The sequence below is a fragment of the Sodalis sp. RH22 genome (genome assembly GCF_047324165.1).
Lineage (GTDB): Bacteria > Pseudomonadota > Gammaproteobacteria > Enterobacterales > Enterobacteriaceae > Acerihabitans.
Genome location: NZ_CP178731.1, coordinates 463018 through 488984, shown reverse-complemented (window position 1 = coordinate 488984; position 25967 = coordinate 463018). Strand labels below are relative to the sequence as shown.

At 49.9% G+C, this 25967-nt stretch carries 27 protein-coding genes and 1 pseudogene; 12 read left to right on the top strand and 16 right to left on the bottom strand.

Going from position 1 to position 25967, the window contains the following annotated elements:
* The first annotated feature begins 48 nt into the window (after positions 1–48).
* A complete protein-coding gene (locus tag ACL2XN_RS02235) occupies positions 49–1053 on the top strand; it encodes a FecCD family ABC transporter permease (protein ID WP_413730083.1) in 1005 nt (334 codons plus the stop codon).
* A 637-nt stretch (positions 1054–1690) separates the two neighbouring features.
* On the opposite strand, the pseudogene ACL2XN_RS02230 reads toward ACL2XN_RS02235, so the two are convergent.
* Positions 1691–2288 (bottom strand): annotated as a pseudogene (locus tag ACL2XN_RS02230) (gfo/Idh/MocA family oxidoreductase); the annotation flags it as partial.
* Between the two features lie 1083 nt (positions 2289–3371).
* Here ACL2XN_RS02230 and ACL2XN_RS02225 point away from each other — a divergent pair.
* A complete protein-coding gene (locus ACL2XN_RS02225; protein ID WP_413730082.1) occupies positions 3372–3623 on the top strand; it encodes a hypothetical protein in 252 nt (83 codons plus the stop codon).
* A gap of 198 nt (positions 3624–3821) precedes the next feature.
* Here the strand turns inward: ACL2XN_RS02225 and ACL2XN_RS02220 are convergent, their stop codons facing one another.
* Complete coding sequence (locus ACL2XN_RS02220; RefSeq protein WP_413730081.1) at positions 3822–4241, bottom strand: GNAT family N-acetyltransferase; 420 nt, start codon at positions 4239–4241, stop codon at positions 3822–3824.
* Between the two features lie 1007 nt (positions 4242–5248).
* Between ACL2XN_RS02220 and ACL2XN_RS02215 the strand changes: the two genes are divergently transcribed.
* Positions 5249–5911: a hypothetical protein gene (locus tag ACL2XN_RS02215; RefSeq protein ID WP_413730080.1), complete on the top strand. Its 663-nt coding sequence runs from the start codon at positions 5249–5251 to the stop codon at positions 5909–5911.
* 60 nt (positions 5912–5971) lie between these two features.
* On the opposite strand, the gene ACL2XN_RS02210 is transcribed toward ACL2XN_RS02215, so the two are convergent.
* Positions 5972–6535: an RBBP9/YdeN family alpha/beta hydrolase gene (locus ACL2XN_RS02210; protein WP_413730079.1), complete on the bottom strand. Its 564-nt coding sequence runs from the start codon at positions 6533–6535 to the stop codon at positions 5972–5974.
* A gap of 158 nt (positions 6536–6693) precedes the next feature.
* On the opposite strand from ACL2XN_RS02210, the gene ACL2XN_RS02205 reads away from it, so the two are divergent.
* From ACL2XN_RS02205 to ACL2XN_RS02190, 4 genes are read left to right on the top strand one after another with little or no spacing between them, the layout of a single operon-like run.
* Complete coding sequence (locus tag ACL2XN_RS02205; RefSeq protein WP_413730078.1) at positions 6694–7323, top strand: CoA transferase; 630 nt, start codon at positions 6694–6696, stop codon at positions 7321–7323.
* Positions 7323–8132 carry a citryl-CoA lyase gene (locus tag ACL2XN_RS02200; protein WP_413730077.1) on the top strand — a complete coding sequence of 270 codons (810 nt, stop codon included), beginning with the start codon at positions 7323–7325 and terminating at the stop codon, positions 8130–8132. Before ACL2XN_RS02205 ends, ACL2XN_RS02200 begins: the two co-directional genes overlap by 1 nt.
* Positions 8129–8308 (top strand): hypothetical protein, encoded by a 180-nt coding sequence (locus ACL2XN_RS02195; RefSeq protein ID WP_413730076.1) that lies wholly within the window; start codon positions 8129–8131, stop codon positions 8306–8308. Before ACL2XN_RS02200 ends, ACL2XN_RS02195 begins: the two co-directional genes overlap by 4 nt.
* A 57-nt stretch (positions 8309–8365) precedes the next feature.
* Complete coding sequence (locus tag ACL2XN_RS02190) at positions 8366–8704, top strand: isocitrate lyase/phosphoenolpyruvate mutase family protein (RefSeq protein ID WP_413730075.1); 339 nt, start codon at positions 8366–8368, stop codon at positions 8702–8704.
* Between the two features lie 801 nt (positions 8705–9505).
* Here the strand turns inward: ACL2XN_RS02190 and ACL2XN_RS02185 are convergent.
* On the bottom strand, positions 9506–10726 hold the full coding sequence (locus ACL2XN_RS02185) for a M20 aminoacylase family protein (protein WP_413730074.1): 1221 nt from the start codon (positions 10724–10726) through the stop codon (positions 9506–9508).
* The gene (locus tag ACL2XN_RS02180) at positions 10719–12032 is read right to left on the bottom strand and encodes an MFS transporter (RefSeq protein WP_413730073.1); all 1314 of its coding nucleotides are present in this window, start codon (positions 12030–12032) and stop codon (positions 10719–10721) included. The genes ACL2XN_RS02185 and ACL2XN_RS02180 overlap by 8 nt, the downstream gene beginning before the upstream one ends.
* Positions 12033–12182: 150 nt before the next feature.
* On the opposite strand from ACL2XN_RS02180, the gene ACL2XN_RS02175 reads away from it, so the two are divergent.
* Positions 12183–13142, top strand: a complete 960-nt coding sequence (locus ACL2XN_RS02175) for a LysR family transcriptional regulator (RefSeq protein WP_413730071.1) — start codon at positions 12183–12185, stop codon at positions 13140–13142.
* A gap of 418 nt (positions 13143–13560) precedes the next feature.
* On the opposite strand, the gene ACL2XN_RS02170 is transcribed toward ACL2XN_RS02175, so the two are convergent.
* The 7 genes from ACL2XN_RS02170 to ACL2XN_RS02140 all read right to left on the bottom strand — a co-directional run bounded on the left by ACL2XN_RS02170 (position 13561) and on the right by ACL2XN_RS02140 (position 18563).
* Positions 13561–14523 (bottom strand): KpsF/GutQ family sugar-phosphate isomerase, encoded by a 963-nt coding sequence (locus ACL2XN_RS02170; protein ID WP_413730069.1) that lies wholly within the window; start codon positions 14521–14523, stop codon positions 13561–13563.
* A 4-nt stretch (positions 14524–14527) separates the two neighbouring features.
* Entirely contained in the window at positions 14528–15298 is a 771-nt protein-coding gene (gene srlR, locus ACL2XN_RS02165) for a glucitol operon DNA-binding transcriptional repressor SrlR (RefSeq protein ID WP_413730067.1), read from the bottom strand.
* Positions 15299–15390: 92 nt separating this feature from the next.
* On the bottom strand, positions 15391–15753 hold the full coding sequence (locus ACL2XN_RS02160) for a transcriptional regulator GutM (protein ID WP_413730065.1): 363 nt from the start codon (positions 15751–15753) through the stop codon (positions 15391–15393).
* 48 nt (positions 15754–15801) lie between these two features.
* Positions 15802–16584, bottom strand: a complete 783-nt coding sequence (srlD, locus tag ACL2XN_RS02155; RefSeq protein ID WP_413730063.1) for a sorbitol-6-phosphate dehydrogenase — start codon at positions 16582–16584, stop codon at positions 15802–15804.
* Positions 16585–16597: 13 nt separating this feature from the next.
* Positions 16598–16966 (bottom strand): PTS glucitol/sorbitol transporter subunit IIA, encoded by a 369-nt coding sequence (locus tag ACL2XN_RS02150; protein ID WP_413730061.1) that lies wholly within the window; start codon positions 16964–16966, stop codon positions 16598–16600.
* A 15-nt stretch (positions 16967–16981) separates the two neighbouring features.
* Entirely contained in the window at positions 16982–18001 is a 1020-nt protein-coding gene (locus ACL2XN_RS02145; RefSeq protein ID WP_413730059.1) for a PTS glucitol/sorbitol transporter subunit IIB, read from the bottom strand.
* A complete protein-coding gene (locus tag ACL2XN_RS02140; RefSeq protein WP_413730057.1) occupies positions 17994–18563 on the bottom strand; it encodes a PTS glucitol/sorbitol transporter subunit IIC in 570 nt (189 codons plus the stop codon). The genes ACL2XN_RS02145 and ACL2XN_RS02140 overlap by 8 nt, the downstream gene beginning before the upstream one ends.
* Positions 18564–19373: 810 nt before the next feature.
* On the opposite strand from ACL2XN_RS02140, the gene pfkA reads away from it, so the two are divergent.
* A complete protein-coding gene (gene pfkA, locus ACL2XN_RS02135) occupies positions 19374–20336 on the top strand; it encodes a 6-phosphofructokinase (RefSeq protein WP_413730055.1) in 963 nt (320 codons plus the stop codon).
* Positions 20337–20377: 41 nt separating this feature from the next.
* Here pfkA and ACL2XN_RS02130 read toward each other — a convergent pair whose 3' ends face one another.
* Positions 20378–20722 (bottom strand): SemiSWEET family sugar transporter, encoded by a 345-nt coding sequence (locus ACL2XN_RS02130; RefSeq protein WP_413730053.1) that lies wholly within the window; start codon positions 20720–20722, stop codon positions 20378–20380.
* An 835-nt stretch (positions 20723–21557) separates the two neighbouring features.
* Between ACL2XN_RS02130 and ACL2XN_RS02125 the strand changes: the two genes are divergently transcribed.
* From ACL2XN_RS02125 to ACL2XN_RS02115, 3 genes are read left to right on the top strand one after another with little or no spacing between them, the layout of a single operon-like run.
* Entirely contained in the window at positions 21558–21749 is a 192-nt protein-coding gene (locus tag ACL2XN_RS02125; protein WP_413730051.1) for a LacI family DNA-binding transcriptional regulator, read from the top strand.
* The gene (locus ACL2XN_RS02120) at positions 21740–22174 is read left to right on the top strand and encodes a substrate-binding domain-containing protein (protein WP_413731045.1); all 435 of its coding nucleotides are present in this window, start codon (positions 21740–21742) and stop codon (positions 22172–22174) included. The genes ACL2XN_RS02125 and ACL2XN_RS02120 overlap by 10 nt, the downstream gene beginning before the upstream one ends.
* Positions 22156–22635 carry a substrate-binding domain-containing protein gene (locus tag ACL2XN_RS02115; RefSeq protein ID WP_413730049.1) on the top strand — a complete coding sequence of 160 codons (480 nt, stop codon included), beginning with the start codon at positions 22156–22158 and terminating at the stop codon, positions 22633–22635. The genes ACL2XN_RS02120 and ACL2XN_RS02115 overlap by 19 nt, the downstream gene beginning before the upstream one ends.
* Positions 22636–22640: 5 nt before the next feature.
* Here ACL2XN_RS02115 and ACL2XN_RS02110 read toward each other — a convergent pair whose 3' ends face one another.
* The 3 genes from ACL2XN_RS02110 to ACL2XN_RS02100 form a co-directional block, all read right to left on the bottom strand.
* Positions 22641–23306 (bottom strand): transaldolase family protein, encoded by a 666-nt coding sequence (locus tag ACL2XN_RS02110; protein ID WP_413730047.1) that lies wholly within the window; start codon positions 23304–23306, stop codon positions 22641–22643.
* Between the two features lie 549 nt (positions 23307–23855).
* Entirely contained in the window at positions 23856–25085 is a 1230-nt protein-coding gene (gene sorE / locus ACL2XN_RS02105; protein WP_413730046.1) for an L-sorbose 1-phosphate reductase, read from the bottom strand.
* Positions 25086–25132: 47 nt separating this feature from the next.
* Positions 25133–25957: a PTS system mannose/fructose/sorbose family transporter subunit IID gene (locus ACL2XN_RS02100; RefSeq protein WP_413730044.1), complete on the bottom strand. Its 825-nt coding sequence runs from the start codon at positions 25955–25957 to the stop codon at positions 25133–25135.
* Between the last annotated feature and the right edge of the window lie 10 nt (positions 25958–25967).

Genomic DNA, 25967 nt, shown 5'->3' with positions numbered 1-25967 from the left:
CGAGACAGTATTTAATGAGAGACAGTATTTGATGAAGGATAGCCGTTCATGAAGCAACGGAGCCGCGGATTTGCGCTAATCATGACGGCGGCATTGCTGACCTTGGTCATCATGGGCATGGCCAACGTGGTGTTTGGTAGTACTTCGCTCACGCCGGATGAAATACTGTCGGCGCTGGGAGCGGGAACGGGACGGGCCGAGCCGATGGTGTCGCGGATCGTGCTGGAAATCCGCCTGCCCAGGAGCCTGCTGGCGATGTTAACCGGCGCCGGCCTCGCCATGGTCGGCGCGTTATTGCAAACCACCACCCGCAACGATCTGGCCGATCCCTTTTTGTTCGGCCTCTCCTCCGGCGCCTCCGCCGGCGCGGTGGCGGTAATGACCCGCCTGGGCGATCGGCTGGGAGACTGGGCATTGCCGGTGGCGGCCTTTGTTGGCGGCATCGTGTCGGCGTTGGCCGTCATCTTGTTGTTTTTACAGCAGAAGTCGCGCGGCGCGGCGCGGCTGGTGCTCTCCGGCCTGGCGGTCTCGTTCCTGTTCGGCGCCCTCACCAACTTCCTGGTGTTCTCAGGCGACCAGCGGGCGGCCAGTTCCATCCTGTTCTGGTCCCTGGGCGGGCTGGGGCTGGCCCGCTGGGACAATATCGGTTTTGCGCTGGCGGGGTTATGCCTGCTGGGCGCGCTGGCCGCCCTGCGCTGGCGCTCGCTGGACGCCCTGCTGGCCGGGGAACAAAGCGCGGTGTCGATGGGCATCAACGTCACCGTATTGCGCATCGAAGTATTTCTATGCTGCGCGTTCGCCACGGCCCTGTTTGTCGCCCTGACCGGCGTCATCGGGTTTATCGGCCTGATGGTGCCCCACCTGGCAAGGCCGCTGGCGGGCGTGCGCCACCGGTGTCTATTGCCCCTGGTGGCAGTGCTGGGCGCGGTGCTGATGTCGGCGGGCGATTTGCTCAGCCGCTGTCTGTTAGCGCCCCAAGAGCTGCCTATCGGTATTATTACCGCCGGCGTCGGCGCGGTGTTTGTGCTCGCGCTGCTACTCAGGAGTGATTAAAAGTCCTAAAGATCCCGTGCAATCGATGACGGAATCCTTAAAAAAATGTTTTATTGATAAATAGTGTTAATTTGTATCAGTTATGTTTAAATTGCCTAAGAAGAATGGAAGCAACGTATTAGATGGGACAAGATAAAAAGATAATTCTTCATGGCCGAAATATCTACATTGCGAAAGTTTACAAAAAGAACGGTGATTTACTTTAGATTGAGCAATAATCATTCCTTTGGTTAGCCTTCCTGATGTGCAAACGGCAATCACTGATTCTTTTAACAAAATAAATAAATTTATTACTGATGACCATTCTACTAACCATATGCCTCGTTTTTTTGAAAACATCAGTAAAGTCGAAGCTGTATTAAACTTGCCATAAATGACTGTAATAATGATTTTTGCTTTTCGGATGAAAAGCCATTTTTCTTCTAAATTTTTCTACTAAGTTACCAATAATTCGACGAATTGCCTACAGAGAAAAAGATTGATTTAAAAATATTGTACTTTTTTTTATAAATATCGCAAAACTAAAATCATTTGACCTGGGGGCTTTAATCGGGGATTAATACAAAACCTGATGAATAAATTTCCATATTAAACAATATTTTAACATCACCATCAATTCCGGGACCACCTCTCATGCAATATCGCAGAGTATACCGCAAAAAAAATAGCGGCGCTCATAAATCCAATCTGGCCGTCCCAGGTGACCGTCCCGATGCGACCCGGTGCCCAGCGTCTGGATGACGTTGCTTATTGCCCCGACTTTGATGATCTGAACGCAAAAACCGCGCTTTCTCCATGTAATCGCTCGCTATAGTACACCACATATTTTTTGCCGGTCTTGCTGACCATGGCTTTTGCATGTTCGAATTGTTCAAGCGTGGTCACTGGTGCTTTATCCGTAAAGTAATCCCTGCCTATCGTAATCCTTGCCTATCGCCATGACTTTCAGACCCAGCTCATATCTCTATAACGGAATTACCGCAGCGGCAACAAGCTTAATTTTTCATCGGCAAAGATCTGCGCCAGCAATTCAGCGGCCTCGATCTGCGGATAATGCCTCACAATTTTTTTACTTTCTCCGCACCAGGATTGTAAACATATTTGAGGGCCGAGCTCGCCTCAATTAAGCCATTTCTCATACCGTAAACATGTCCGTATACTAATGCAGCGACGACAAATACGAATTCTCCCGCTTTGACAACCGTCTGTGCTATTCCACCAGGGACATAATTCATTCAATCATTCTTTTGTATTTTCTTAACCTGCTATGTTATCTAACTCTGCAATAATTCCTATCTGTGATACCGGGGCAGGCCTATTTTTATCAGCCAGTATTTACCAAGTGCCATCAACATTGGTTCCATATTACCCGTATAGCACTAAAAGATACCGTACGACTTCCTTGCTCATTTTCTTCTGAATATTCCAGAAAAGATGAGTACAGAAAAAAAGACAAAGCGAATCTGTATGTTCCCACGTTCGCGGACCGCGCTACTCTGGATTCCTTCTTCAAGGGATGGCGACAGAGACAAGCGTGGCTGCCGTCCGTCTCATCGCTGGATGAGCCAGATGAGTGTCCAGATCATCTTTATAGAGGCCCCAGGTGATACAAGTACAGATTAGATGTGTTTTGCGACCCTATATCCAGCGCCATTACTGGGTTAAATAACTCGCACCATGATTTCATCTGAACCCTTTTTCTTTATCACGACACCGGTATCAGGTTACTCAGGTCAACTTCAGGCTTTCAGAAGGACAGTATTGCCCAACCGCCTGAACACAATATATCTAACAAATTCCTCAAGAAAAGGGCTTTGATATGCACAATTTTTTCCATCCAGGGAAGAATATTCAGATTGGTGGTTTATCCTTGCCTTACGTCACCGTACACTACCTTATTAGAGAGAATCAATTTATGATGAGTTGAGTTAAGGAAAAATATGCCACCTTCACAGAACCAGGAACTAACTGAAGAGGTTGCCGGTTTTTTAGCTCATTTTTCATTTTTGCCCTGGTGGCGCTGAATTTAGCACGGCAGGATGGGCGCGCGGGTAATGCCCTCACGGACCATCTTTTTTTGATGCGCTGGCTTGACGGCGCGCAGCGACAAAAACGCTTCCCCAGGGGGTCGCCGCCGAAATACTGTTGCTGCAAAATTTAGGCAAAAAAAATGGCCCGATGTCCAATCTGCCTAAAAAATTGCAAAACTTATGGGAAATTTGTTCTGACTTTGGACCGGAACTCAGCGATGTAGCCCGTCTGAATGCGGCCATTGCGCAATTAAAAAAACCGGCTGGCACAATGAATTACTCAGCCTAGTGGAGTGGCGCCAGGGTATTCCGACGGATATTGTTCATGCAGGCATCAATGCCATCCTGGCCGAACGCTTGGCGATTGAATCGGCGTTCAATGAAAATGGTGTTCTTAAATCATCACTGGAGTTTTTGATTTTTGGTGACGATACTGCAGCCACCGCTGCTTTTGCTGATGCTTCATTGATATTATGTGCCACCTCAGAACCACAAAAATTTCAACTATTACCATCTGGAAACTATTACCGTCTGGAGTAGTAGCAAAGACAGCGTGAAGCAATTAGGTCGTTTTATCGCTATGCAATGTTAATCAAATAAAAATTGCCTGTTTTGAGAATCGAGCGAATGCCAAAAACGGCTATAACAATAGATAAGCCAAGGTATCACAGCCATATAACCAATCAATACCTAAAGCTCAATAAACACCTGAGCTCGCGCATTCATAAAAGGTTGAAGCTACCATTCACTTGGAAATTGCGTCATACCGGACCCCTGAAATTCATTAGGGCGACGGTTGAATCCATATCGAGTATAAAACGCATCTTTCCCCAGCGCCGCCATTAACCCTATCACGGAGCCTGACTGCGCCGTGCCATGTAAGAACACCATGACTTCATCCATTAATCGTTTTCCGTATCCTTGTCCGCGCAGACGTTCAGTAACTATCACATCCTGGATATAAAAGGCTAGGCCACCGTCACCGATCACACGTGCCATACCGACCAGTTGCCCGGACTGCCGCAAAGTGACCGAGAAAAGCGAACGTTGTAAAGCTAAGATGGTTATATCTGGCGCTGAACTTCCCCACCCCAGAGCTATCCGCAAGGCATTGTATTCATCTGCGCCAGGAATTTCATGGTGGAGTGTGACCTTCATTTATCGACTCCTTATAATACTGATTTTTTCTGAGGAAATTAATACTCATTATTTTTATTTGTTGTCTTATATAACATAGTGGGAGTTACCCTCCTTTCGGACCCTACGGTTGAGGCATTGTTCTTTACTTCACACATCATATGATGGGGGTAAAAAATAACGCACCCAGATTATCGCTGTCAATACTCCCTTTTGATATTGCATCTATAAAGAAAGCATTAGTTAACGATTTATTCTCGCCGACTGGGCCTGTGACTACCCCGCATACTCCCGCAGCGGCAACTGGAAACCTTGGGCCATAATGAAATGAGTAATCATCAACGACCGATCGCCGCAATGAGATAATCTGGTTGGGTTCAGGCGAAAACCGCTTGTTTACAGTGCATGTCCCGTGTCAGATTGCCTGCAGGATACAGATCATGAATATCAATATGCCTCAGTTATGATAATGTGTTTTGATGTCACCTTGTCGATATGGCCGGAAAGCATCGATTTTTTCCAATAAAACAAAACCCACAGATATCTTCGTATCGGCTGGCGCTACCCGGGCCGGTGCTGTTTCATGTTTTCCGCTGGTTATTCTTAACGCCGGGACACGCGGCCGGTGCAAGGGAAACGCAGTAGGCGACTCATGAGGTGCCACCGGCGCCGTGAGTTGAATAGGCAGGCTTATAAGCTGTACGGCCTTAGTTTTGCAAGCAACTCATATTCAGTTGTCTGCAAAGCCCGGAAGCCTAAAGGCCGTGACATGGCGCCATGATTCCGTTATCCGCCATAAAACGACACCTGAAACAAGCGAGGCAACAATGCTACTACCCCTCTCTACCGCCCCAGCCGATGCATTTCGCTCGGTACGTTTCATCCTGACTGATATGGATGAAACGTTGATTTACCGGGGCAGGCTAGCCGCAACGCCCTATGCGGCGCTCGAACGATTACAGGCGATGGGGGTAAAAGTTATACCCGTCACCACGGCGCCTGCGGGCTAGTGCGATCAGATGGCCAGGATGTGGTCGGTCGATTGCGTGATCGGTGAGAACGGTAGCCTATTTTCCCAGCGCGCATCGAATGGCCATGGCGTAATGCGCGAATTCTGGCACGCAGCGGAAGACCTGCCGGGCATACGCACCCGGCTGGACGACATAGCCTTAAAGGTGAAGGATGCAATACCGGATGTCACTTTCGCCGACGATCAGCTATTTCGGTTGACCGGCCTGGCGTTTGCGCGGCCGGGTGACAAGGCTACTGCCCACCGTCTGGCCGATCGCTTGCGGGCCGTAGGTACGCATACCACGATCAACAATCTGTGGATACTGGGCTGGCTGGGTGACTATGACAAGCTGGCCATGACACGACGCATACTGGCCGACATGTCCGGCGTGGACATCGACTCCCGGCCGGAGACGGTTCTCTACACGGAAGATTCCACCAACGACGCCCTCATGTTCAGTTTCTTCCCACATTCGGTGGGCATCAGCACCGTGCGCCAATACCTGCATGAGATCCCCACGCCCAGCACCGGATCACTGAGGGGCCTGGAGGCGCCGGTTATATCGAAGCAGCTGACGCTGTCATTGCTGCATATGAACATTGAATTCAACAGGAACCAGGCTGAAGGTCGACTGGCCGGAAATCTCATTGGCTGTGCGCTAAATCGGGGACTGCGCTAGCGTTGGCCAATTCATTTTGATTTGATACTGTTGGCTTGCTAAAAGCTTGATATAAAGGAATTACAGGTACTTATGCAAGACCTTCAACAAAGCGGGAAACTGGCAAAAACCATCCCGATCCCTGAAATGTCCCGCCGCAGGAAAGCTATAAAGCTCGGCAGAGAGTTCGCGGCTCAGTGACAGTGTGAAGTCAGGCGGGACCATATCATCATTCATCGACCGCAACGTAATAAGATGGTGAACGTTCTCTTTGAGTTGCCTATAATCAATTCTTTGCCGGGTAAAATCATTCAGTTCAGGCAATAAAGGAACCGGTTCGGCAAACCCCGCCACCAGGATGGCTCCCCCAACGACTCTCCCTTCGTTTAAAGAAGCAAGATAATGCATCAAGGGAATACACCCCAGGCTATGGGCGATAAACCAGGTATGGCATGTGGGTGTAGGGACACTGTGTGTTAAATGGGACAACCATTGTTCTGGCTTGGGTGTCCGGGGAGCAGGCATTCGAGGCAGGATAACCTGGGTTCCCTGGTTTTCGAATTGCGCTTTCAGCCAGCGAAACCAGTGATGGCGAGGCGTTGACAGGAATCCATGAACAATCACCAGCCGATCAGGCATTTTCATTAATTTTTCCTCACTCAGAGCCTTTTATTACGGCCAACCGAACCAGAAACGCGAAGAAACAAAGGGTAACCCCAGCGGATGTCACGCTGTTTACAACGCATCCCGGAGTGAGACACGGATGGTGATCATCACATCTTTTACCGTACTGCAAAAAATCGATGATAACAATCCACCACAACCCCACCTGTTCTATGAGAAAGGAGCCAATTGTTTCCGTACTGGGACCGGTTGCCGCCGCCTATCGTCTAACTGGCCATGTTCCCGAACGGCGTGGCAACCGCTCGCCGAACAATGCGCCGCGCAACATCTACCTGACACGGGATGATCGATGGGTCGTCATTTCAGTGTCCACGCCCGTGATGGCCGAAAAATTTTTCCGTATCTTCGGGCTCGGGCATCTTCTTGAAGACGATCGGTTCGCCAGCCATGAAGCGCGTGTGGAAAACGGCGATGCGATTGACGCCATTGTGGCCGACAAACTCGTTTCATTCACTTTAGCTGAACTTATGGGCACCTTCGAGACCGAGGGGATTGCCGGCGCGCCGGTCTATGACATCGCCCAACTGCTCACCGATCCGCACGTAACCGGGCGTGGCGTGATGGAAAGTGTGGAGGACCCGGAACTCGGCACTTATCCGATGCATGCCGTCGTCCCGCGTTTTTCCCGTACGCCCGGTCGTATACGGCGTATTGGGCCGCGTGCGGATCAGGATCGTGACGATATACTTGGCGAGATTGCGGCTGAAACTGCTTTATCACAATCGACGAAAATTGAGCGGAGGGCCTGATGAAAAAAGCGGAAGAACTGCAACACACCGCCTGGCGTACGGGGATCACGGATTTTGGCAATGGCCGCCTGGCTGTTCGCGGCGTGCCTATAGAAACGTTGATGCAATGGGGTTCTTTTGGCGAGGTTGTCTATCTCCTTTTCACCGGACATCGTCCGTCCCCGGCGGAAGCCGCGCTGTTCAATGCCATTATTATATCCACCTGCGACCATGGTCCCACATCGCCATCAATGTTGACCGCCCGCGTCATTGCGAGCGGCAATCGCCGTGCGCCGGAGGCGGCGGTGGGGGGCGGTTTGCTCGCTATAGGTGACGCTCACGGCGGAGCAGGGGAAGCGTCCATGGTGATGCTGGCGGACACCTTCAAAGACGTGACATCGCCGGACGATATGGCAAAGCGGGCCGCCGGGCTGGTCGCGCAATCAAAGCGGGAAAAACGCCGGCTTCCCGGTCTTGGACATCGCTTTCATACCGAAGATCCCAGAACGCGTGAGCTTTGGCGTCAGGCGGAGACGCTGGGTATTTGCGGCCAGGAGATCGCCATGATGCGTGCGCTTAAACGGGCGCTGGAAGCCGAGCATGGCCGCAAATTTCCGGTCAATGTTGACGGTGCTATCGCGGCGATACTGTTGGGCATGGGCTTTGAGCCATTGATCGGCAGGCTGATCTTTATCATCGGCCGTTGCGCCGGGGTTGCCGCCCATGTACGTGAGGAATTGACGCGCGAGAAACCCATGCGGATCCGTTTTCCTTTTGCTTATGATGGGCCGTTCACTTCACCAGCCGCTATCGATGAGGCTGTCAAATGACGCTACTTGATATGCATCTCTTGCCGGAGGAACGCCGGCCACGATTAAAGCACAGTCTTACTTCCGGTCATACGCTGCGCTTCATGGAATGCCATAACCCGCTCTCCGCGCTGGTGGCATCGGAAGCAGCAGTGGAAATAGCCTCCGGCAAGACTGCGCGTTTCGACGGACTATAGATTTCGGGATTCAGCATTGCGACTTCCCGGGCGCTTCCCGACATTGAACTGGGTCAGTTGGAAAAGCGTCTTGAAACGGTTGAGGAAATAGCATCGGCGACAATGTTACCTTTGATCGTTGATGTTGATACGGGCGGAGAGCCTGTTGCCTGCCAGCATTTTTGTGCCCGGTTGGAAGCGTTAGGGGTGTCGGCGGTCGTCATCGAAGATAAGGTTTTTCCCAAGCGTTCAAGCCTTGCCGCCAGTGTCAGCCATAATCTGGAAGATCTTGAGGTGTTCGTTGCGAAAATTGCTGCCACTAAACGAGCGATTCAAAGCCCCGATTTCATGATAATTGCACGAACTGAGGCGCTGATCGCCGGCGCGGGAATGGCGGAAGCAGTGAGACGAGCCTAACGTTACTTGCACTCTGAATCCGATGCCATTTTGGTACATTCGAAAATGTCTTCCGGGCAGGAGGTGCTTGAATTCGCAGCGCATTACAGCGAGCTTAGCGCTTCATCTGGGATCTTGAAACCGTTATATGCCATTCCGACCGCCTACCCGCACCTGACGGAAGACGAACTGGGGCTGGCCGGGATCACAGATGTCATCGATGATAACCACCAGATAAGGGCGGCCCATGCGGCAATGACGAAGGTATGTAACATCATTCTTCGTACCGGGCGATTCCTGGAAGCGGGCCAGCATATATTCCGTGTCGAAGACATATTCCAAATGTTGGCTACAGGGTGTTTAAACAACAGATAGCCCAATGGCAGAAAAATAATTTAATGATTCATTTCATGTTATTTCCGGCCGAATTCATCCATGACTGAAAGAGGAAACTTATGAGATCCAGTGAGTAGGTCAAAGACAATTCCGCCCCATTTTTTCGATTGTAACGCTGATTTTAGCAAAAATATCAATCACCAAATGCGTGAATTCGCATTGATCAATTGCTTATTTGGTAATTAACGCATTAGGATCGCCATTAATTTCGCTAAAAATTACTTTACCTCAACTGTCTGGGGCATTTGATGCCATTACCGCCTATTTTAAGCGCTGAGCAGGATCGGCAGATGTTCAGACACACGGCATTGCGGATTTCTCGTCTTAAATTTGAATACTTTTAATTTATACACTGGTTAGATAATGATATAAATCACTGCTCAGAACGCCTTATCGTACGCGTGCGCGCCAAATTACAGCAAGCATTCATTCAGTAACCAATTCCAGTTTTACGATATTGATCCAATAGCCGATCCCGAACGACAGGATATCGTCATTAAAATCGAAGCGCGGCGTGTGGACGTGATGAAACGTGCCGTCGGCCTCTACGCCATTGCCTATCAGCATAAACGCTCCCGGCCGCTCCTCCAGCATGTAGGCGAAGTCCTCTCCTGCGGTGATGGCCGGATAAAGCGCTTCGACCCGCTCCTCACCCACCGTGCGTACGGCGGCGGCGGCGGCGAGTTGCGTTTGCTCCGTGGCATTGATTAGAGCGGGATATCCCCGCTCATAGCTGACCACAGCCGTGCATTCATGCGCGGCCGCCAGATTGACCGCCAGTTCGGAGAGACGCCGTTCCAGTATATTTCTGACCGATGGCTCATAGGAGCGCGCGGTGCCTCGTACCACTATCTCACTGGGGATGACATTCGTGGAGCGTACATGACCCGCCGCGATATAACCGGTACTGATAACCGCGGTCTCGCGGGCAGGAACGTTACGGCCGATGATGGTCTGCAGGCCAAGCAGAAAATGCGCCAGCGGTAGGCTGGGATCCACGGCGCGATGTGGCACCGCGCCGTGCCCTCCGGTGCCTGCGAACCTGACAGCCCAGGTATCGACATTGGCCAGCATTGGACCCGGCCGGATGCCAAACCGGCCGGCCGGCAGTCCCGGCTCGTTATGCAAGCCATAAACGGCGTCGCAAGGAAAGCGCTCGAACAGGCCTTCTTCGATCATCTTGCGCCCTCCCCCTCCCTCCTCCTCCGCCGGTTGAAAGATGAGGTGGACCGTACCCGCAAAGTCGGGATCCCCGGCAAGATAACGGGCTGCGCCCAATAGCATGGCCGTATGACCGTCATGGCCGCAGGCGTGCATCTTGCCTGGGTATCCTGAGGAATAGGCCAGGCCGGTCGCTTCCTCAATATTGAGGGCATCCATATCCGCCCTGAGTCCTATACTGCGTATCCCGGGCCGACGCCCACGGATTGTGCCAACCAGGCCCGTACCGGCGATCCCGCGCGTCACGGCGATCCCCCAGCCTTCAAGCGTTTTGGCGACCAGCGCTGAGGTTCGCCGCTCTTCGAACGCCGTTTCAGGGTGCTGGTGAATATCCCGCCGGATGGCGATCAATTGGGGAAGGTACTCGCCGATCTTTTTAAATAGGGTGTTCTTCATTACCGTATATTCCAAATCTTGTTTAATCATTGAGCGCTGTATGCCGCGTTTCACGCATCATCAGCATGGCAACCACGGCGACGGCATTGGCGCCGACCAGGTACCAGGCCGGCGTCATCGGATTGCCGGTGACGGCGATAAGCCAGGTGACCACAAACTGCGCCGTTCCGCCGAAGATCGTGACGGCGACGGCATAGGAAAAAGACAGGCCGATGCTGCGCACCCGGCTCGGAAAGGATTCCGGGATCATGCCAAGCATCACGCCGGCATTGAGGGAATGCAACGTCACGAGCAGCGCGACCATCAGGAGCAGCATGGTCCCCGTTTGTTCCCGCGTAATCAGCATGAAGGCGGGATAGGCCGCTAGGACCAGCAGCATGCGCGGGATGATCATGACCGCTTTGCGGCCAAACCGATCCGACAGCCATCCTCCCAGCAGGCTCATTATCGCCATGGTCGCGCCGGTCACCAGTGTCGCAAGCATCGAGACCCCGGCAGGAAGCCTGAGCGTTGTCATCGCATAGGTGGTCATATAGCTCGAAATGTACATGGTGACGGCGCCGCCCGCGATGGCGAGGCCCGCCAATATCACTGTACGGCCATGGCCGGCGAGCAAGTCGGTAAGAACTTCCCTGGTCGAACCGTACGTCCGCCCGCTTTCCAATGTTTCGGGAAGGCGATTACGGATATACATGCCGACCGGGGCGATCAGGACGCCCAGCAGGAACGGCAGCCGCCATCCCCAGGCCTCCAGGCTCTCTTTCGGCAGGATTTGCGTCATCAGATAACCGATGATGCCGGCTAGCAGGAATGACAGACCCTGACTGGCTGACTGCCAGCTGGTATATAGCCCCCGCCGGTCGGCAGGCGCCCGTTCCAGCAGATAGGTGGTGGCCGGTCCCATTTCGCCGCCGGCGGAAAAGCCCTGGATGAGGCGGGCCAGTACCACCAGACAGGGCGCGGCGATGCCAATAGCCGCATAGGGTGGAATAACGGCGAGCAGACCCGTACTCAGCGCCATCAGGGCGATGGTCAGGGTCATTGCGGCTTTCCTTCCCTTGCGGTCGGCATAAGCTCCAATCAGTATCCCTCCCAGTGGACGCGTCAGGAAACCGACACCGAACACCCCCACCGACAGCATCAGGCTACCCAGCAGCGTATCTGCCGGAAAAAATTGCCGGGCGATGATAGCGGCAAAAATGCTGTAGAGGGTGAAATCATAAAATTCAAGCGCATTGCCGAGCGTTACTGCCGCAATACTTGCCGCTTTCCCTGGCGTGCCGGTCTTAGCTTCATCCTGTTCGCCGGCGGATACTGCCGTCGTGCTTCTTGCCATTTCCCTCCCCCCCTGGTGCCGATTGGTTTGTTGATTACGGGACCAGCGTAGCGAAATTACCTCGTTGGAGAAAATGCATTAATAATGCGCAATACGTACAAAAAATGTATTCTATCCATTGCCTGTCACCGTGATAAATCCGGGAAATGCGTGTCCTATTCGATCAAGCAGCTGCGCTACGTTGTGGCGGTAAAACAGACTGGCTCGCTCGCTAAAGCGTCCGAGCGCATGTCGGTCTCGGTCTCCTCGATACGGGAGGCCATTCGCCTTATTGAGGACCGGCTCCATATCAGCCTGTTTGTCGGCGAACCGGCCAAGGGCATGAAACTAACTCGGGACGGTGAGCGTTTTACGGCGCTTACCGAAGAGTTTCTCGGGGCCTACCGCGGCTTTGAACAAGCAGCGGCACATATTCCCTTGGATTGGGCGCGCGACATTTCGCTGGGTGTGCTTGCCAGCGCGGGCGCGCTCATTATGCCGTCTCTGATAGCGCGGTTGTCCCAATCCATGCTGAACGGGCATATCCAGCTCGTTGAAGAGAGCTCGCAGGGGCTGTCGGCAGCGGTCCGCGCCGGAAAACTGTCGGCGGCATTCACATTCAATGACGATATTCATCCCTCGCTGGAGTTTATTGAACTGTTCAAGTCACCTCTCCACATCGGCTTGCATCCCACTCATCATCTTGCGGGAAAGAAGGAAGTTCATTTATCAGAACTGAAGGAAGAGCCGTATATCCTGCTCGATTTCGATGGCGCCCGGCGTTATTACGCCGGCCTTTTCGATCATCATGGCGTCAGGCCGCGTGTCGGCTATACGGTCGGTTCGCGCGAAATGGCGTACAACATGGTCGCCGCCGGTCTCGGTTATTCTGTCTTTAACCTTTATCCGCTCCCGACTAAGGGTGGACTACCCCCCGCAGATATTGTGCGTATCCCACTTGTATCGGATTACTGGAGCCCTGCCTTCGGCATGATCCATGTACGCGGCAGGGCCGGCGGCCTGATTGACGGACTGCGTCAGGCCTGTCGTTCAATATCGCTCGACGCCGCCTTGGACATTCCCCCTGCTCAAGCGGACGTAAGATCATCATCAGACGAGTCATCAACGTAAACGATCTTGTTTTGCGGAGCGACACCATCGTGCACGTCTGTCACACCCCGAAGATAAATGGTACTGCCGTTGGCTACTTTAACGGGTAACAGACCGAGTTGAGCAAGGGACGAAGGAGTACTTTTTAACTACATGTATATTCGAGCTCACCCATTTTTTTCTGGCGACCATTGGACCCTAGATTATGGGCTGCCGAGCGTAGCGGTAACGTCCCGCACGGAAAAACCTATTAACTGCGGCTCAAATGAATTCATGTCGAATCTGCACCTACACTATTGAACCGCCATAAGGCATTGGAATTATCGCTCCTGATACCGTAATATCGAACCTCAAATCCGTGACAGCTGCGCCAGCATCACGCGCGTGAATGCCGATAAGGGCTTGCCAGCACCAATCCATTCTATCAAATACTTAGTTATCAAAGGCCGGCTTCGTGGATATCATGCATACTGATGGAGCCGATAAGCCGAGAGTCAACAGAGAGAACGGGGGCAGCTGATATTTTCTTTTCGTGAAACAAAGCCAACGCTTCAGACGCCAGCTGCGTTGCGCTCAGACTGACTCCTCCTGCCGTCATCGCATACGACACCGCCTCGTTGAGTTGACCGCCTTTTAACAGCCAGCGGCGCAAATCGCCATCAGTAAAAACGCCGCAAAGCGCCTCATCACTGTTGATCACAGCTACCAGCCCTAGCCCGGTTCGGGTCAGCTCAAACAAGGCATCAGTAACCGTGGCATTGTCCTTGACCTGAGGAATTTTATCATTGGTCCGCATGATGTCGCCTACACGGCTGAGAAGACGCGTGCCCAGGCTACCAGCGGGGTGGGTGCGCGCAAAATCCAGTTCACTGAAATTTCGTGCCTTCATTAGCGCAATCGCCATGGCATCACCCATCATGAGGGTACAGACTGCGGAAGAAGTGGGGGCAAGGCCTAGCGGGCAGGCTTCTTGCGTGACGTATGTTGTGATAACGTGATCTGCACTGCAGGCCAGGGGTGAATCAGGATTACCGGTAAAAGCGATAACGCCGACAGGCAATGCACGTAACAGCGGCATCATTCGACGGAATTCAGCCGCATGTCCTGAATAGGATATCAGTATCACCACGTCGCCCGCCGCTATCATACCCAGATCGCCATGCAGCGCCTCAGCCGGATGAACATAAAAAGCGGGCGTACCGGTGCTGGCCAGCGTGGCCGCAATTTTTTTGCCGATATGGCCTGATTTACCGATCCCACTGACGATCACTTTTCCACGACACGTCAGTATCAGTTTACAGGCATCAACGAAGGGATCATCAACTCGTTCAGACAGGCAAATGATTTCATTAATCTCAGTTTGCAGCGTTTCTCTGGCGGCGTTCATCAAGATTTCGCGCATGGCTTTACTCTTCTTTTCCGGCAATGATGACCTTTATACCCCGTGCACGCAGTTGCGCAGTAATATCGTCTGAGATGCCGCTGTCTGTGATCAGTACATTCACCGACTCAAGGGAGCAAACTACATTCGGACTTCTACGGCCGAATTTTGAGGAGTCCACAAGGAGAATGATCTTTTGGGCAGCGCGGCACATAGCCTGGCTGACGGCAAACACCTCATTAAAGGTAGTGACACCCGCATTCAGGTCAACGCCATCCGCGCCGATAAACAATTTATCGAAGCTAAAGTGGCTGAAAGCCGATTCAGCAAGACTTCCATGAAAAGAGGCGGAAGTACTGCGGTATGTCCCGCCGGGCATCAGGATGACTTGATCATTATTCAATTCGACCAATTCATTCACGATGCTCAGACTGTTGGTCATGACAGTGATATTGTTAAATTTTGCCAGGTGCGGCACCATCTGTAATACCGTGCTACCGGCATCGAAAACCAGCGAGTCGCCTTCAGAGATAAGTCTCGCGGCACACGCAGCAATCTGCTTTTTCTTTTCAATATTGATAAACGTTTTTCTGTCAATGGGCTGGTCTCCCTCATCACGGGTAAGCATTACGCCACCGTAAGTCCGGATAACCGCACCTTGTTGCTGTAAGTGAGTAAGGTCTTTGCGAATGGTGGTCCCAGTCGTAGTGAAGCGCGCTATCAACTCTTCGACCGTGGTATGCCCTTTACCGTGAAGGTATTCGATTATCTGAGTTTGCCGTTGTTTTGGTTTCATCCTGGTTTCCCTGTCTGAGCCCCTATTGATTCCATTCACATTCGCACAACCATATTCGTGATGGGAAGGGATATCTTTCGATTTAAAAGATATCACCTTTTATTTGAGATAGCTAATCCCAGTGCAGCTCGCATGGCTTTACTTTGCGGATAGAGTTGCTCTGGATTAATATGCTCGAGCCGCATACCTTGAAGTTTATCTTCCGCCACCGGGCGGGAAAAAACCGTTATCCCCTTCATAATAAAGGATTGGGTTACAATATTATTGCTGTCCACACTAAGAACCAGGACCAGCCGCGGCATAAAACGGCCCCCCGAGCGTCCGATCCCGACCCGATTTTCTGCCGGCAGTTGCGCCAGAGCTTCATTAAATTTCCGCATCTGCAGCCAGCCGAGCACTATCTGTCCGGCCCAAGCAAGTCCCGCCAAACATATCAGCATATTAACTGAGTTCATTCTGAAACCTCCCGGTAAAAGCCGGCAGCGCAGGCTGCCGGCCTTATGTCAGAACATGACCTGTCCGCCGGTAATGTTGATAGACTGGCCCGTACAATAGGATGCTTTGTCACTTGCATAAAAAATTAGCACATCGAGGACGTCCTGATAGTCGCACCCCCGTTTGAGCGGCACCTTGTCAATATAGAACTGCTCCACCTCATCTGCCCGGATACCCAGCTTTTTGGCATATTGGGGGAGGAGTGACTGGAACATGGGTGACTTGAGCAGATTACCCAGCATCAGGGAATGAACAGTGATACCGTACTCCGCTAAATCGAGTGCCAGCGACTGAGTCAGCCCCACACCACCGAATTTGGCCGCACTGTAACCAGAATTATGTTTACTACCCACTTTGCCGGATTTTGAGTTAATTTGGATAATCCTTCCTGGAATAGTATCGCGGATCATCAGTTTTGAAAATTCCCGGGCGCACAAGAAATATCCCACCAAGTTAACCTGAAGCGACAGGTCAAAATCGTTGAGAGCAAATTGGGTGATAGGTGCGGCTTTTGCGATACCCGCGCTGTAAACAAGCAAATTTGCAGCACCTAAAAATGTCTCATCAATAGCCTTAGCCAGCGCGATAACGCTTTCTTCATTGGTGGCGTCCACCTGAAATCCGGACGCCTGCCCCTCCCCATGAGATTGGTTAATCTCCGCCGCCACCGCGTCGGCGTTGCCGGCATTGAGGTCGGCTACAGCAACTTTATAACCCGCCTCGGCGAGTCCCTTACACAGGTAAGCGCCCAGTGTCTGACCACCACCGATAACTACAGCAACCTGATCCATTTTATTCTCCTGTTTACTCATTTAATACACGAAACTTCTGACCGGGTTCGATTGATGTAGGCGTTGGGCCTTCGACATGAACCGTTCCCGGAAACTCAGCCTTTATGGCTCCGTCAAATCTCACAGTGATATGGCCTAATTCACGTAGGTTGGTTTCTGCCACTTCCCCAACAGCCGTGACCAGCCAGCTTTGCTCACCAATTGTTATCAAGGAGCCCGGGTTGAAGGGGGCCTCCAGATTAATATTCGGACGATGAATAAAGCAGTATTCGGCTACTTCAGCCGGTGCACCTTCTGCAAAAGTGATAATGAAATTATCCTCGAAGGATTCCGTGGCATTTGCGCCAGCTGAAACGAACGTAGATTCATAAATAGTTTTCATAACCCTTTCCATTGCTTACTGGTAAATAAAACCGGACGCAGCCCAGGCCAAGAGAACAGTCGGCGCACCGGTCAGGAAGCGGCCAACCAGTACCGACGGCACACCCACCCGCACGGTGTCTTGCTTGGCCTCAGCCAGCGACAGGCCGACCGGGATAAAATCGGCAGAGGCCTGCGCATTAATGGCAAATAACGCTGGCAACGCCAGATGGGGGGGGATAAGGCCCTGACCAATTTGCACGCCGACCAGGACACCGATGACCTGCGCGATGACCGCACCTGGGCCAAGAAAAGGCGACAGGAGCGGAAAGGAGCAGATCAATGCTAATGTCACTAAACCAATGGGACTGTTTGCCAGCGGCGTCAGACCGTGTGCGATAAAATCCCCCAGGCCGGAAGCGATGATGATGCCAATAAGCGCGGAGACAAAAGCCATAAATGGCAGGATGGTCTTGAGTACAGTGTCAATGGTTTCCCGGCCGGCCTGAAAGAAGACGGCGACTACTGAGCCCATTCCCATCCCCACTTTTGCTAATAAGCCGTCGCTTTGTTCGGTGATTTTTTTGCTGGTATCGTAATCACGACCTTTAGCGCCAGCCCCGGCGGTTGCGCCAGTTTGTTTATCGTTTTGTGGCTTAAGTGCTGAAGGTATTGAAAGTGCTTCATTATCATTGGCGGCACGAATGTCACCCACTCTGACACCGGAGACGTAAATATCTTCCGTAATGAACTGCGCCAATGGACCGGATTTACCGGTGGCATGGATATTGATGGTGGGGATTTGGCGCTTAGGATATAACCCACAACGCAGGGTTCCGCCACAGTCGATGACAGCAACACCAATCTCGTCTGCCGGCGGTTCACCCTCTTTAAAGCCATCAACCGCTTCCCAGCCGGTCAGCTCTTTTAGCCGGTCAACAATTGCCGGGCGGGTGCCTGCGGTAATATAAACAATTTTTTTGCCTGCCGTGGCTGTCAAAAACAGCGGCCCACCCCAGCCACTTTCACCTTTATGAACTTCTATTATCTTAGACATTTTGGACTCCGCCCGTTAAACGAACCTGACTATCAAGCTGTATGTGCATTTTTCTTTCGAAAATAGCCGTGGTAAGGTCCGTTACCCAGCCCCGAACAAAATTCGTCGCCATGCCGACCAACAGATAGCTGACGGCGAGCGGTCCCAGTGGAAGGTGAAGCGTGGTGAGCCCGTTAGCGATACCCAGATAAACGAACAACTCACCCGGGTTAATATGGGGGAACAACCCGTTCATGGAATGACAGCTGTAGGACGCCGCAGCGTAATAGCTGGGTTTGTACTTCTCGGGCATGAATCTACCCAGGCTCAGCGTCATCGGATTACAGAAAACAAACGTTCCGATAACAGGCAATAACAGATAGCGTGAAACAGGGTTGCCAGCACAACGTTGCGCCAGTGCTTCTATCCGCTTTTGTCCAACAAAAACGATTAACGCATTCATTACAACCAACAGACTGATAAGTAAAGGAAGAATACCGGTCACCATGCCGACAAAAGTCTTCCCGCCTTCCTGAAAGAGCCCGATAAACCATTCGGCTCCATGGGTAATAATTTCAATCATTCTGAAACTCCTTTGCGTGGGCACACCTTGTAATATCGTTTATTTCGAAAGAAATATAGATCTAAATAGTGCACAAAAAAGCGTCTTTCATCACAAAAATGATCATTATGATTAAAATAACAGATCTAAATGAAAGATTTTATCTTTTACTTTAGCTTTGACAGCTTTGACCTCGCCAAAAGTTAAGATTGGACGGGGGAGATAGCAAACTGAAAGAAATTGGCTTGGGGACGAAGACCCAAGAGCTTGAAAACTATGGGAACCGAAAAAACGCTGCCCTGAGTGGATTTTTGTGGTGAAGACTCCATGCATGATGGCTCCGAGGAATTAAGGTTGCCAAGTGGCAACCTTTTCCCTGCGGACTTATACAAATTATTTGCAAAATTTACCTGCATTATCCCGTTTTTTCCTTATAGTCCCGTCGTCGTTCCGACTATTGTGTTGTGTGCTACCTTCGGACTTAGGGATGGATTTTTCGGGATTGAGAGGGTTTCTATTTGCCATTGTTTTCTCCTTATCAAAAATGAAACTGTAAAGTAACCAAACACCTAATTACGCCTTCTCTGTGTTTTTTCCAAGCATCCTTATGGCTGTTTATAATTACTTGTATGTATAAATGTTATTTTAATATTAATTTTTTTCGCAAATTCGGCGATATTATCCGCTATCAGACATTCATGTTAGCGCTGATACCGCACCTGTTTTTGAACATGGCCGTTCTATGCTGTATGTATAATCGAAGTTTTTAGAGGCCATAAATCAAATGAGCGTAATGTGAACTATGAACATATCTAATATTCAGAGGTCGTTATGATTAAAAAAATAGGTGTGCTGACAAGCGGTGGTGATTCACCAGGTATGAATGCGGCAATCCGGGGAGTGGTCCGTGCCGGTCTTTCCCAAGGGCTAGAAGTCTATGGCGTCCATGACGGCTTCCTCGGCTTGTTTCAAGATCGAATAAGTAAACTGGACCGTTATAGCGTTTCAGATATGATTAACCGTGGTGGTACCTTTTTGGGTTCTGCCCGCTTTCCTGAATTCAGAGAAGAAGGAACCCGCGCCATTGCCATTGAAAATATGAACAAACGCAGAATTGATGCATTAGTGGTTATCGGTGGCGATGGATCCTATATGGGTGCAAAACGGTTAACTGAAACGGGATTTCCCTGCATCGGCCTACCCGGCACCATTGATAATGACGTTGCCGGTACCGATTACACTATCGGTTATTTTACCGCACTGGAGACCGTGGTAGAAGCGATTGACCGACTACGTGACACGTCTTCTTCCCATCAACGTATTTCTATCGTTGAAGTGATGGGGCGTTATTGCGGTGACTTGACCCTGGCGGCGGCCATAGCCGGTGGTTGTGAGTTTATGGTATTGCCTGAGGTAAAATTTAATCCGGGAGATTTGGTTGCCGAAATCCAAGCTGGCATTGCCAAAGGCAAAAAACACGCCATCGTCGCTATTACAGAGCATGTTTGCAATGTCAGCGATTTGGCGCGATATATCGAAAAAGCGGTCGGTCGAGAAACCCGCGCCACGGTTTTAGGACATATCCAGCGCGGTGGCAGCCCGGTTGCCTATGATCGAATTCTGGCCTCCCGCATGGGTGCTTTTTCAATAGAATTGTTATTAAAAGGCTATGGTGGACGCTGCGTTGGCGTGCAAAACGAAAAGCTTGTCCATCACGATATTATCGATGCTATTGAAAATATGAAGCGCCCTTTTAAAAGCGATTTGTTCAAAACTGCCAAAACGCTGTTTTAACCAGCTCAAGCGCCCTACTTACTTCCCAGGATGCGTCCCGGTCAGGAACGATTACTCTTACTAATCGGGCGCTCATTCCATAACTTGAGTGAGATCACCGTAAGTGCCAACATAGCGGTGATTCCGTTCGATATCATAATGGGGAAGTCCCCCATGCGAAAACCATAACCAGCCCAACAGGAAACGCCCAGGAATAGCACTGCCCACATTCCCAATGAGAGGCTGCTGGTGTCTTTGTTTTTGATGATATGCATAACCTGCAGGAAAAACGAACCAGTGGTTACCCACGCCGCAAGCGTTCCCTGCCAAATTGGCCACGGCGACAGGAGCACAAACGACAGCAGCGCCAAAATTATAGTCGCTGCGACAATCATCAGATTCTTCATATCATACCTCGTATCTTCGTTGTGATAAACTGGTCTTAGCTACCTCTGCGACTCTGCTATATCCTTATTTAATAATGCCTTAACTTTACAAATAACATTGTGTTGCCTAAGGAGGAAAGGGGGAACAACGGGTCATATGAGCCCGAAAATGCAATTCAGTGGCTTTCTCAGCTACATAGCATCCTGATGTCAGTGCAAGCCCTACTTGCCATACAAAAGACAACCCCTCTCTTATACGAATTTTTCGCCACTACCCTTCTCTATTTTTTCATGAATGCTCACCTTACCCATGCGGCGAATAGATCGATGTTGGAGTTGGCCTGCGGGAGAGAAGATTTTTTGTTTGAAGCGAAACATTAAGGTGACGAAATATTGTAAATACGCGTGCAATACGGGGGGTTGCGGATCTTAAGGAAGCGGGATATCCCGCGATGGTGTCCTTCAGAGTTGAATGAACTCGTGCATGAACGCTGTAGAGCGCCAGCGCCAGCATCAACACTAACACTTACCCATTTTGAAATTTTTTCTTTTCTTTTATGCAAATCTTAACCTTTGACAAATAGTGTCTGCTTGATAATGTCAATATCTATAGTTCAATTACCATAGCATAAAAATGTAACTAAATGAAATGAACATTACAGACTGGTTTTGGATTGCGTATTTTGTTGTTTAATGGCCGCGCAGCTATCACATCAATTAACAGAAGCTGGGGCACTACGTCAAGACCGCTTTTCTTGTAAACCTGAGCGGACTGAAAGGGGTTACCCAGATGCGTTATAAGACTACCGCAAACCGTAAGCGGGATTTTTCAGCTTAATTTGACAAAGAGACACAAATGGCAAGCATCGCAGACATAGCTAAAAAACTAAAGCTGTCGAACTCTACAGTATCAAGGGCATTAAGAGATTCAGACCTGGTGACGAGAAAAACCCGCGATGAAGTTCTGCTTGCGGCGCAAGGAATTGGATATGAAGTCAATACCATCGCCAGAAAACTTCGCAGTGGGAATCGAAAACTATCGGTGTAATAGTTTCTGATATAATTAACATATTTCACGGCGAGATTATTACCGCAATCCAGAAAATTGCAATAGATAAAGGCTATACCGTGATCTTTGGAACGTCCTCCGAAAATGAAGCGATTGAGCGCCAAATTATTCATCTTCTGAAAAGCAATATGCTGCAAGGCTTGATTATTGTTCCGACTGCTAACTCAATTAATAATATAGAAAAATTAAACCATTTGCCTATTGTTGAAGTAGATCGATTATCAGGATTCCCATCCAGCGACCAGGTATTAATTAATAATCATGAAAGTATGAAACTTGCAACAAATTATATGCTCAATCTAGGGCATAGAAATATATTATATTGTACGGGCAACTTGCGATTACCACATTCAAGGAAAGACTCGATGGTTTCAAAAATGCCATCATGGAGAGTGCGTCAGTAATAAAAAATAATATTATTTTGATAATGGAAACTGACAAATTACAGGAAAGAGCATGCAGTGAAGTCATGAATTACCTGACCAGAAAACCAATTCCCACAGCCATTATTGCTGCTAATGATTTCATAGGAGAAGGTGTTGTATCTGCTATCTATAAATGTGGCCTTTCCCTGCCAGATGATTTATCTTTTCTTATGTTTGATGATCCCAAATGGGCAAGTTTCTTCCCCACACCATTAACTGTTATTAAACAACCTGCCTATCAGATGGGATTAACAGCGGCGAGCATGTTGATAGACAAGATAGTGAAAAAAAATCGTACTGAGAAAATTATAAAGAGATTGAGCGCCGATTTAATAGTCAGGCAATCAGTGATAAATATTGTAACATTCACTCAGATATTTATTTGCAGAGGATATGAAAAAGGAAGTATCCATGACACTTCCTTTATAAAAACCGCATAAATTCTTCAGTGTACTTCAAGGTTCCCATACGCATTTTTCCAATCATTTTGGAACTGAAGAACAGCAGCTTCCACAAGGGCATTGTCCAATAATTTGCCCGCAAGATCCGCCGGCAAAGTAACACATTCGCAACCTGCTAACAAACATTCAAGAAACTGTCGGTTATTTTTGAAGCTGGCACCAAAAACCTTGCAATGCGGAGCATGCATTTCCAAAAGTTTGACCAATGAAGTGACCGTCTCGATGCCGTTGCCAGAAATTGCCTCAATACGATTAAAATACGGGGCGACATATTCAGCGCCCGCTAGGGCTGCCAGCAAGCCTTGGGTGGCGTTATAGACGGCGGTTCCCAACGTTTTAATATTCGCCTCTTTCATTTTTTTAATTGCTTGTATACCTTCTACCGTCACAGGGATTTTGACGACGATTGCATCGTCCAAACGACTAAGACGTTTAGCTTCTTCAATTATGCCATCCCTATCTGAGGCAATGACTTGAGCAAAAATCAGCTTATTGGGTCCCAAAATGGCGCGAATCTGGGGAATTAACACTGACATTTTAACCGCTGATTTAGCCGCTATACTTGGATTCATCGTTACTCCGGCAAGAGGTAAACTGGCTTCAAGATTTTTAATTTCATTCAAATTAGCGGTATCGACATAAATTTTCATCCAATATACCCTCTTATAGTGTTATCACTCGTGAACGACAACATAACCCAGCTTGACTCCCTCTCTCTCTGTTCTGCTGTTGCATCCACAAAGCTTCAGTTCAGTCACATTTACTTGGCTATGAAAAAGAAGAAAAATGCCAGGCAGTAGTGGTAAAGATCACCCTCTAATCAAATGAATGGAGATTGCATAACCAACAAAGGCCAACATTGGCCTCACGGTAAGTTCCAAAAATTTTTAGAATGAAATCATTTTTATTTTTATAGTTGGTTCACAAAACAAACAATAATTTATTTAATAGAATCAATAAATTAATATTGTTATTTAACTACCTCAAAATGACAACGTTGTCATTTATGGGTATGTTATTCACTTGGACAATTCGCTTAAGTGATATTGATCACAATTTCTCAGTTATGATTTTTCACCTTCGTCGAAAATATAATGTTCCTTCCTGTCAGGCATCGGAGGAATCAGCCATATCATCGACGCGTCCGAAGAGAAATGATCAATGCACCCCGCCTGCGATATGCAGCGCGGGGTATCAGGTTAATCTTGGTTGATTTCCTGTTCATGAGCTAGTAGATACTGCTCCGCTTCGCCGGACCAGATACCTTTATGACGATCCAAAATTGCCACCAGCTCCGGATCTTGGATCTGAGTGAGGGCAGTCAATGCCAAGTATTTCCCAGTATAGACCAGTTTTTTTCCGCCACCGACAGCCGGCAAATCCAGCGTCGTCTCCCCTGCCGCATTCAGCCCAAGGATATGCGTAACAACTTTTGCCGCCTGTACTTTTTTCTCTTCTATCAGTTTTACCGCAGTACGCATATCGTCGGTATTGCCGCCGGAAGTGCCCACATAATGGGTAAAGGCATAGTGCACATCATAAAAGTTAACCGGCGCGGTAAACTGTTTATCCTGCGGCCCGGCGAAGAAGTTCAGACAGCCATCCGGAGCCAGCAGCGAGGACGCCTTAGTGACAAGCTCCTCTTCAGGCACGAAAACAAAAATATCATCAAAGCCGTGCCCGTCGCTCAGTGCTAGCAACGCATCGTACGTCGCCTCCCGCGCATTCAAACAGTGGATTTGTGTTTGCGGCTCTGAGGGATAATGTTTACAGGCGTAGTTCAATTTGTCTTCACGCGTGCCTGTCACCACCAGTAAGGAGGGGTTTACTGGGCCATGCAGCGCGTAATCAATCGCCAGTAATCCCATCGGCCCGGTACCGCCGAGGATAAGCGTTCGTCCTTGCGGACGAATACCCATTTTGTGATTGTAGGTGCCCTCCTGCAGATGATAGTTGGCGTTGAACGCACCGATAACGCAGGACAGCGGCTCGACCAGCGACCCTTCAAAATAGGTTTCCCCCTCATATACCAACAGACAATCCTGCTCCATTACTTCATTGGGGATCACCACATGAGTGGCGTCGCCACCCACCCACCGGAAAGAATATCCGGGGCAATCCGGACGATCAGGTAATTGTAAATTAGCCTGAATGACATAGCGCTGGCCTGGCTTGAATTTATGTTGCCATTTTTTGCCCACCGCGATGATATCGCCGCAAAATTCATGGCCGATAATAATGGGGTTTGTTGCCACATCATCGGGCACCTTTTTATGGTTTTCGCCTTGATTGGCCTCTTTCCAGGAGGAGAGGCACAGGCTGTCGGTGACTACCGCCGCTAGGACTTCATCATCTTGCATATCAGGAAGCTCAAAAGTTTCCAAACGCAGGTCGCGTTTGCCGTACAGGCGTAAAGCCGTCGTTTTCATAAACCACCTCGTTGTTAAGGTTTTCCCGGCATCGCCGGGGTATAAAATTAGGACAAAAAGCCCAGCGCGTTACCCAGTATCCCCAGGCCGAACAGAGCGAAAATCAGCCATACCGGATTGATTTTTTTGTTGAGCAACCGCACCATCAGCAATGTCAGTCCTAATGCCAGCAGGCCGGGACACAGCTGGTCGAGGATATTCTGCACCGTCATGGTGATGGTCGCGCCATCCGGCCCGGGCGTTTTCGATACCACCAATGGCACATTGATGCTGGTCCATTTCGTCACCAGCACGCCCATCACGAACAGACCGAGAATGGAGGCGCCTTCGGTCAGTTTTTGCAGTAGATTGCCGCCCATATCGCTGACGATATTGACTCCTTTACGAAAGCCGTACTGCAGGCCGTACCACTTCATCGCCAGGCGCACCGCATTGAAAATAAAGAAAAACAAGAGCGGCCCGATAATATTGCCGCTGAGCGCCAAAGACGCGCCCAGCGCGGCGGTAATCGGTCGCAGAGTTCCCCAGACCAGGGGATCCCCGACGCCGGCCAGAGGCCCCATCATGCCGACTTTGATGCCGTTGATGGCGCCATCGTCAATCTGCGCGCCATTGGCGCGCGCTTCTTCCATCGCTGCGGTTACCCCTAACACCGGGCCGCAGACCGCAGGCGTGGTGTTAAAGAACACCAAATGTCGTTTAAGTGCTGCTACCTGGTCTTCCTTGCGGGGATAGAGACGTTTGATCGCCGGGATCATGTCATAGCAGAAGCCCAGTCCATGAATGCGTTCAAAATTGAATGACGCCTGTTGCAAATTTGAGCGTAAAAACATGTTGAACAAGTCAGCGCGAGTAAGTTTTTTGGGTTCCATGGCGGGCTCC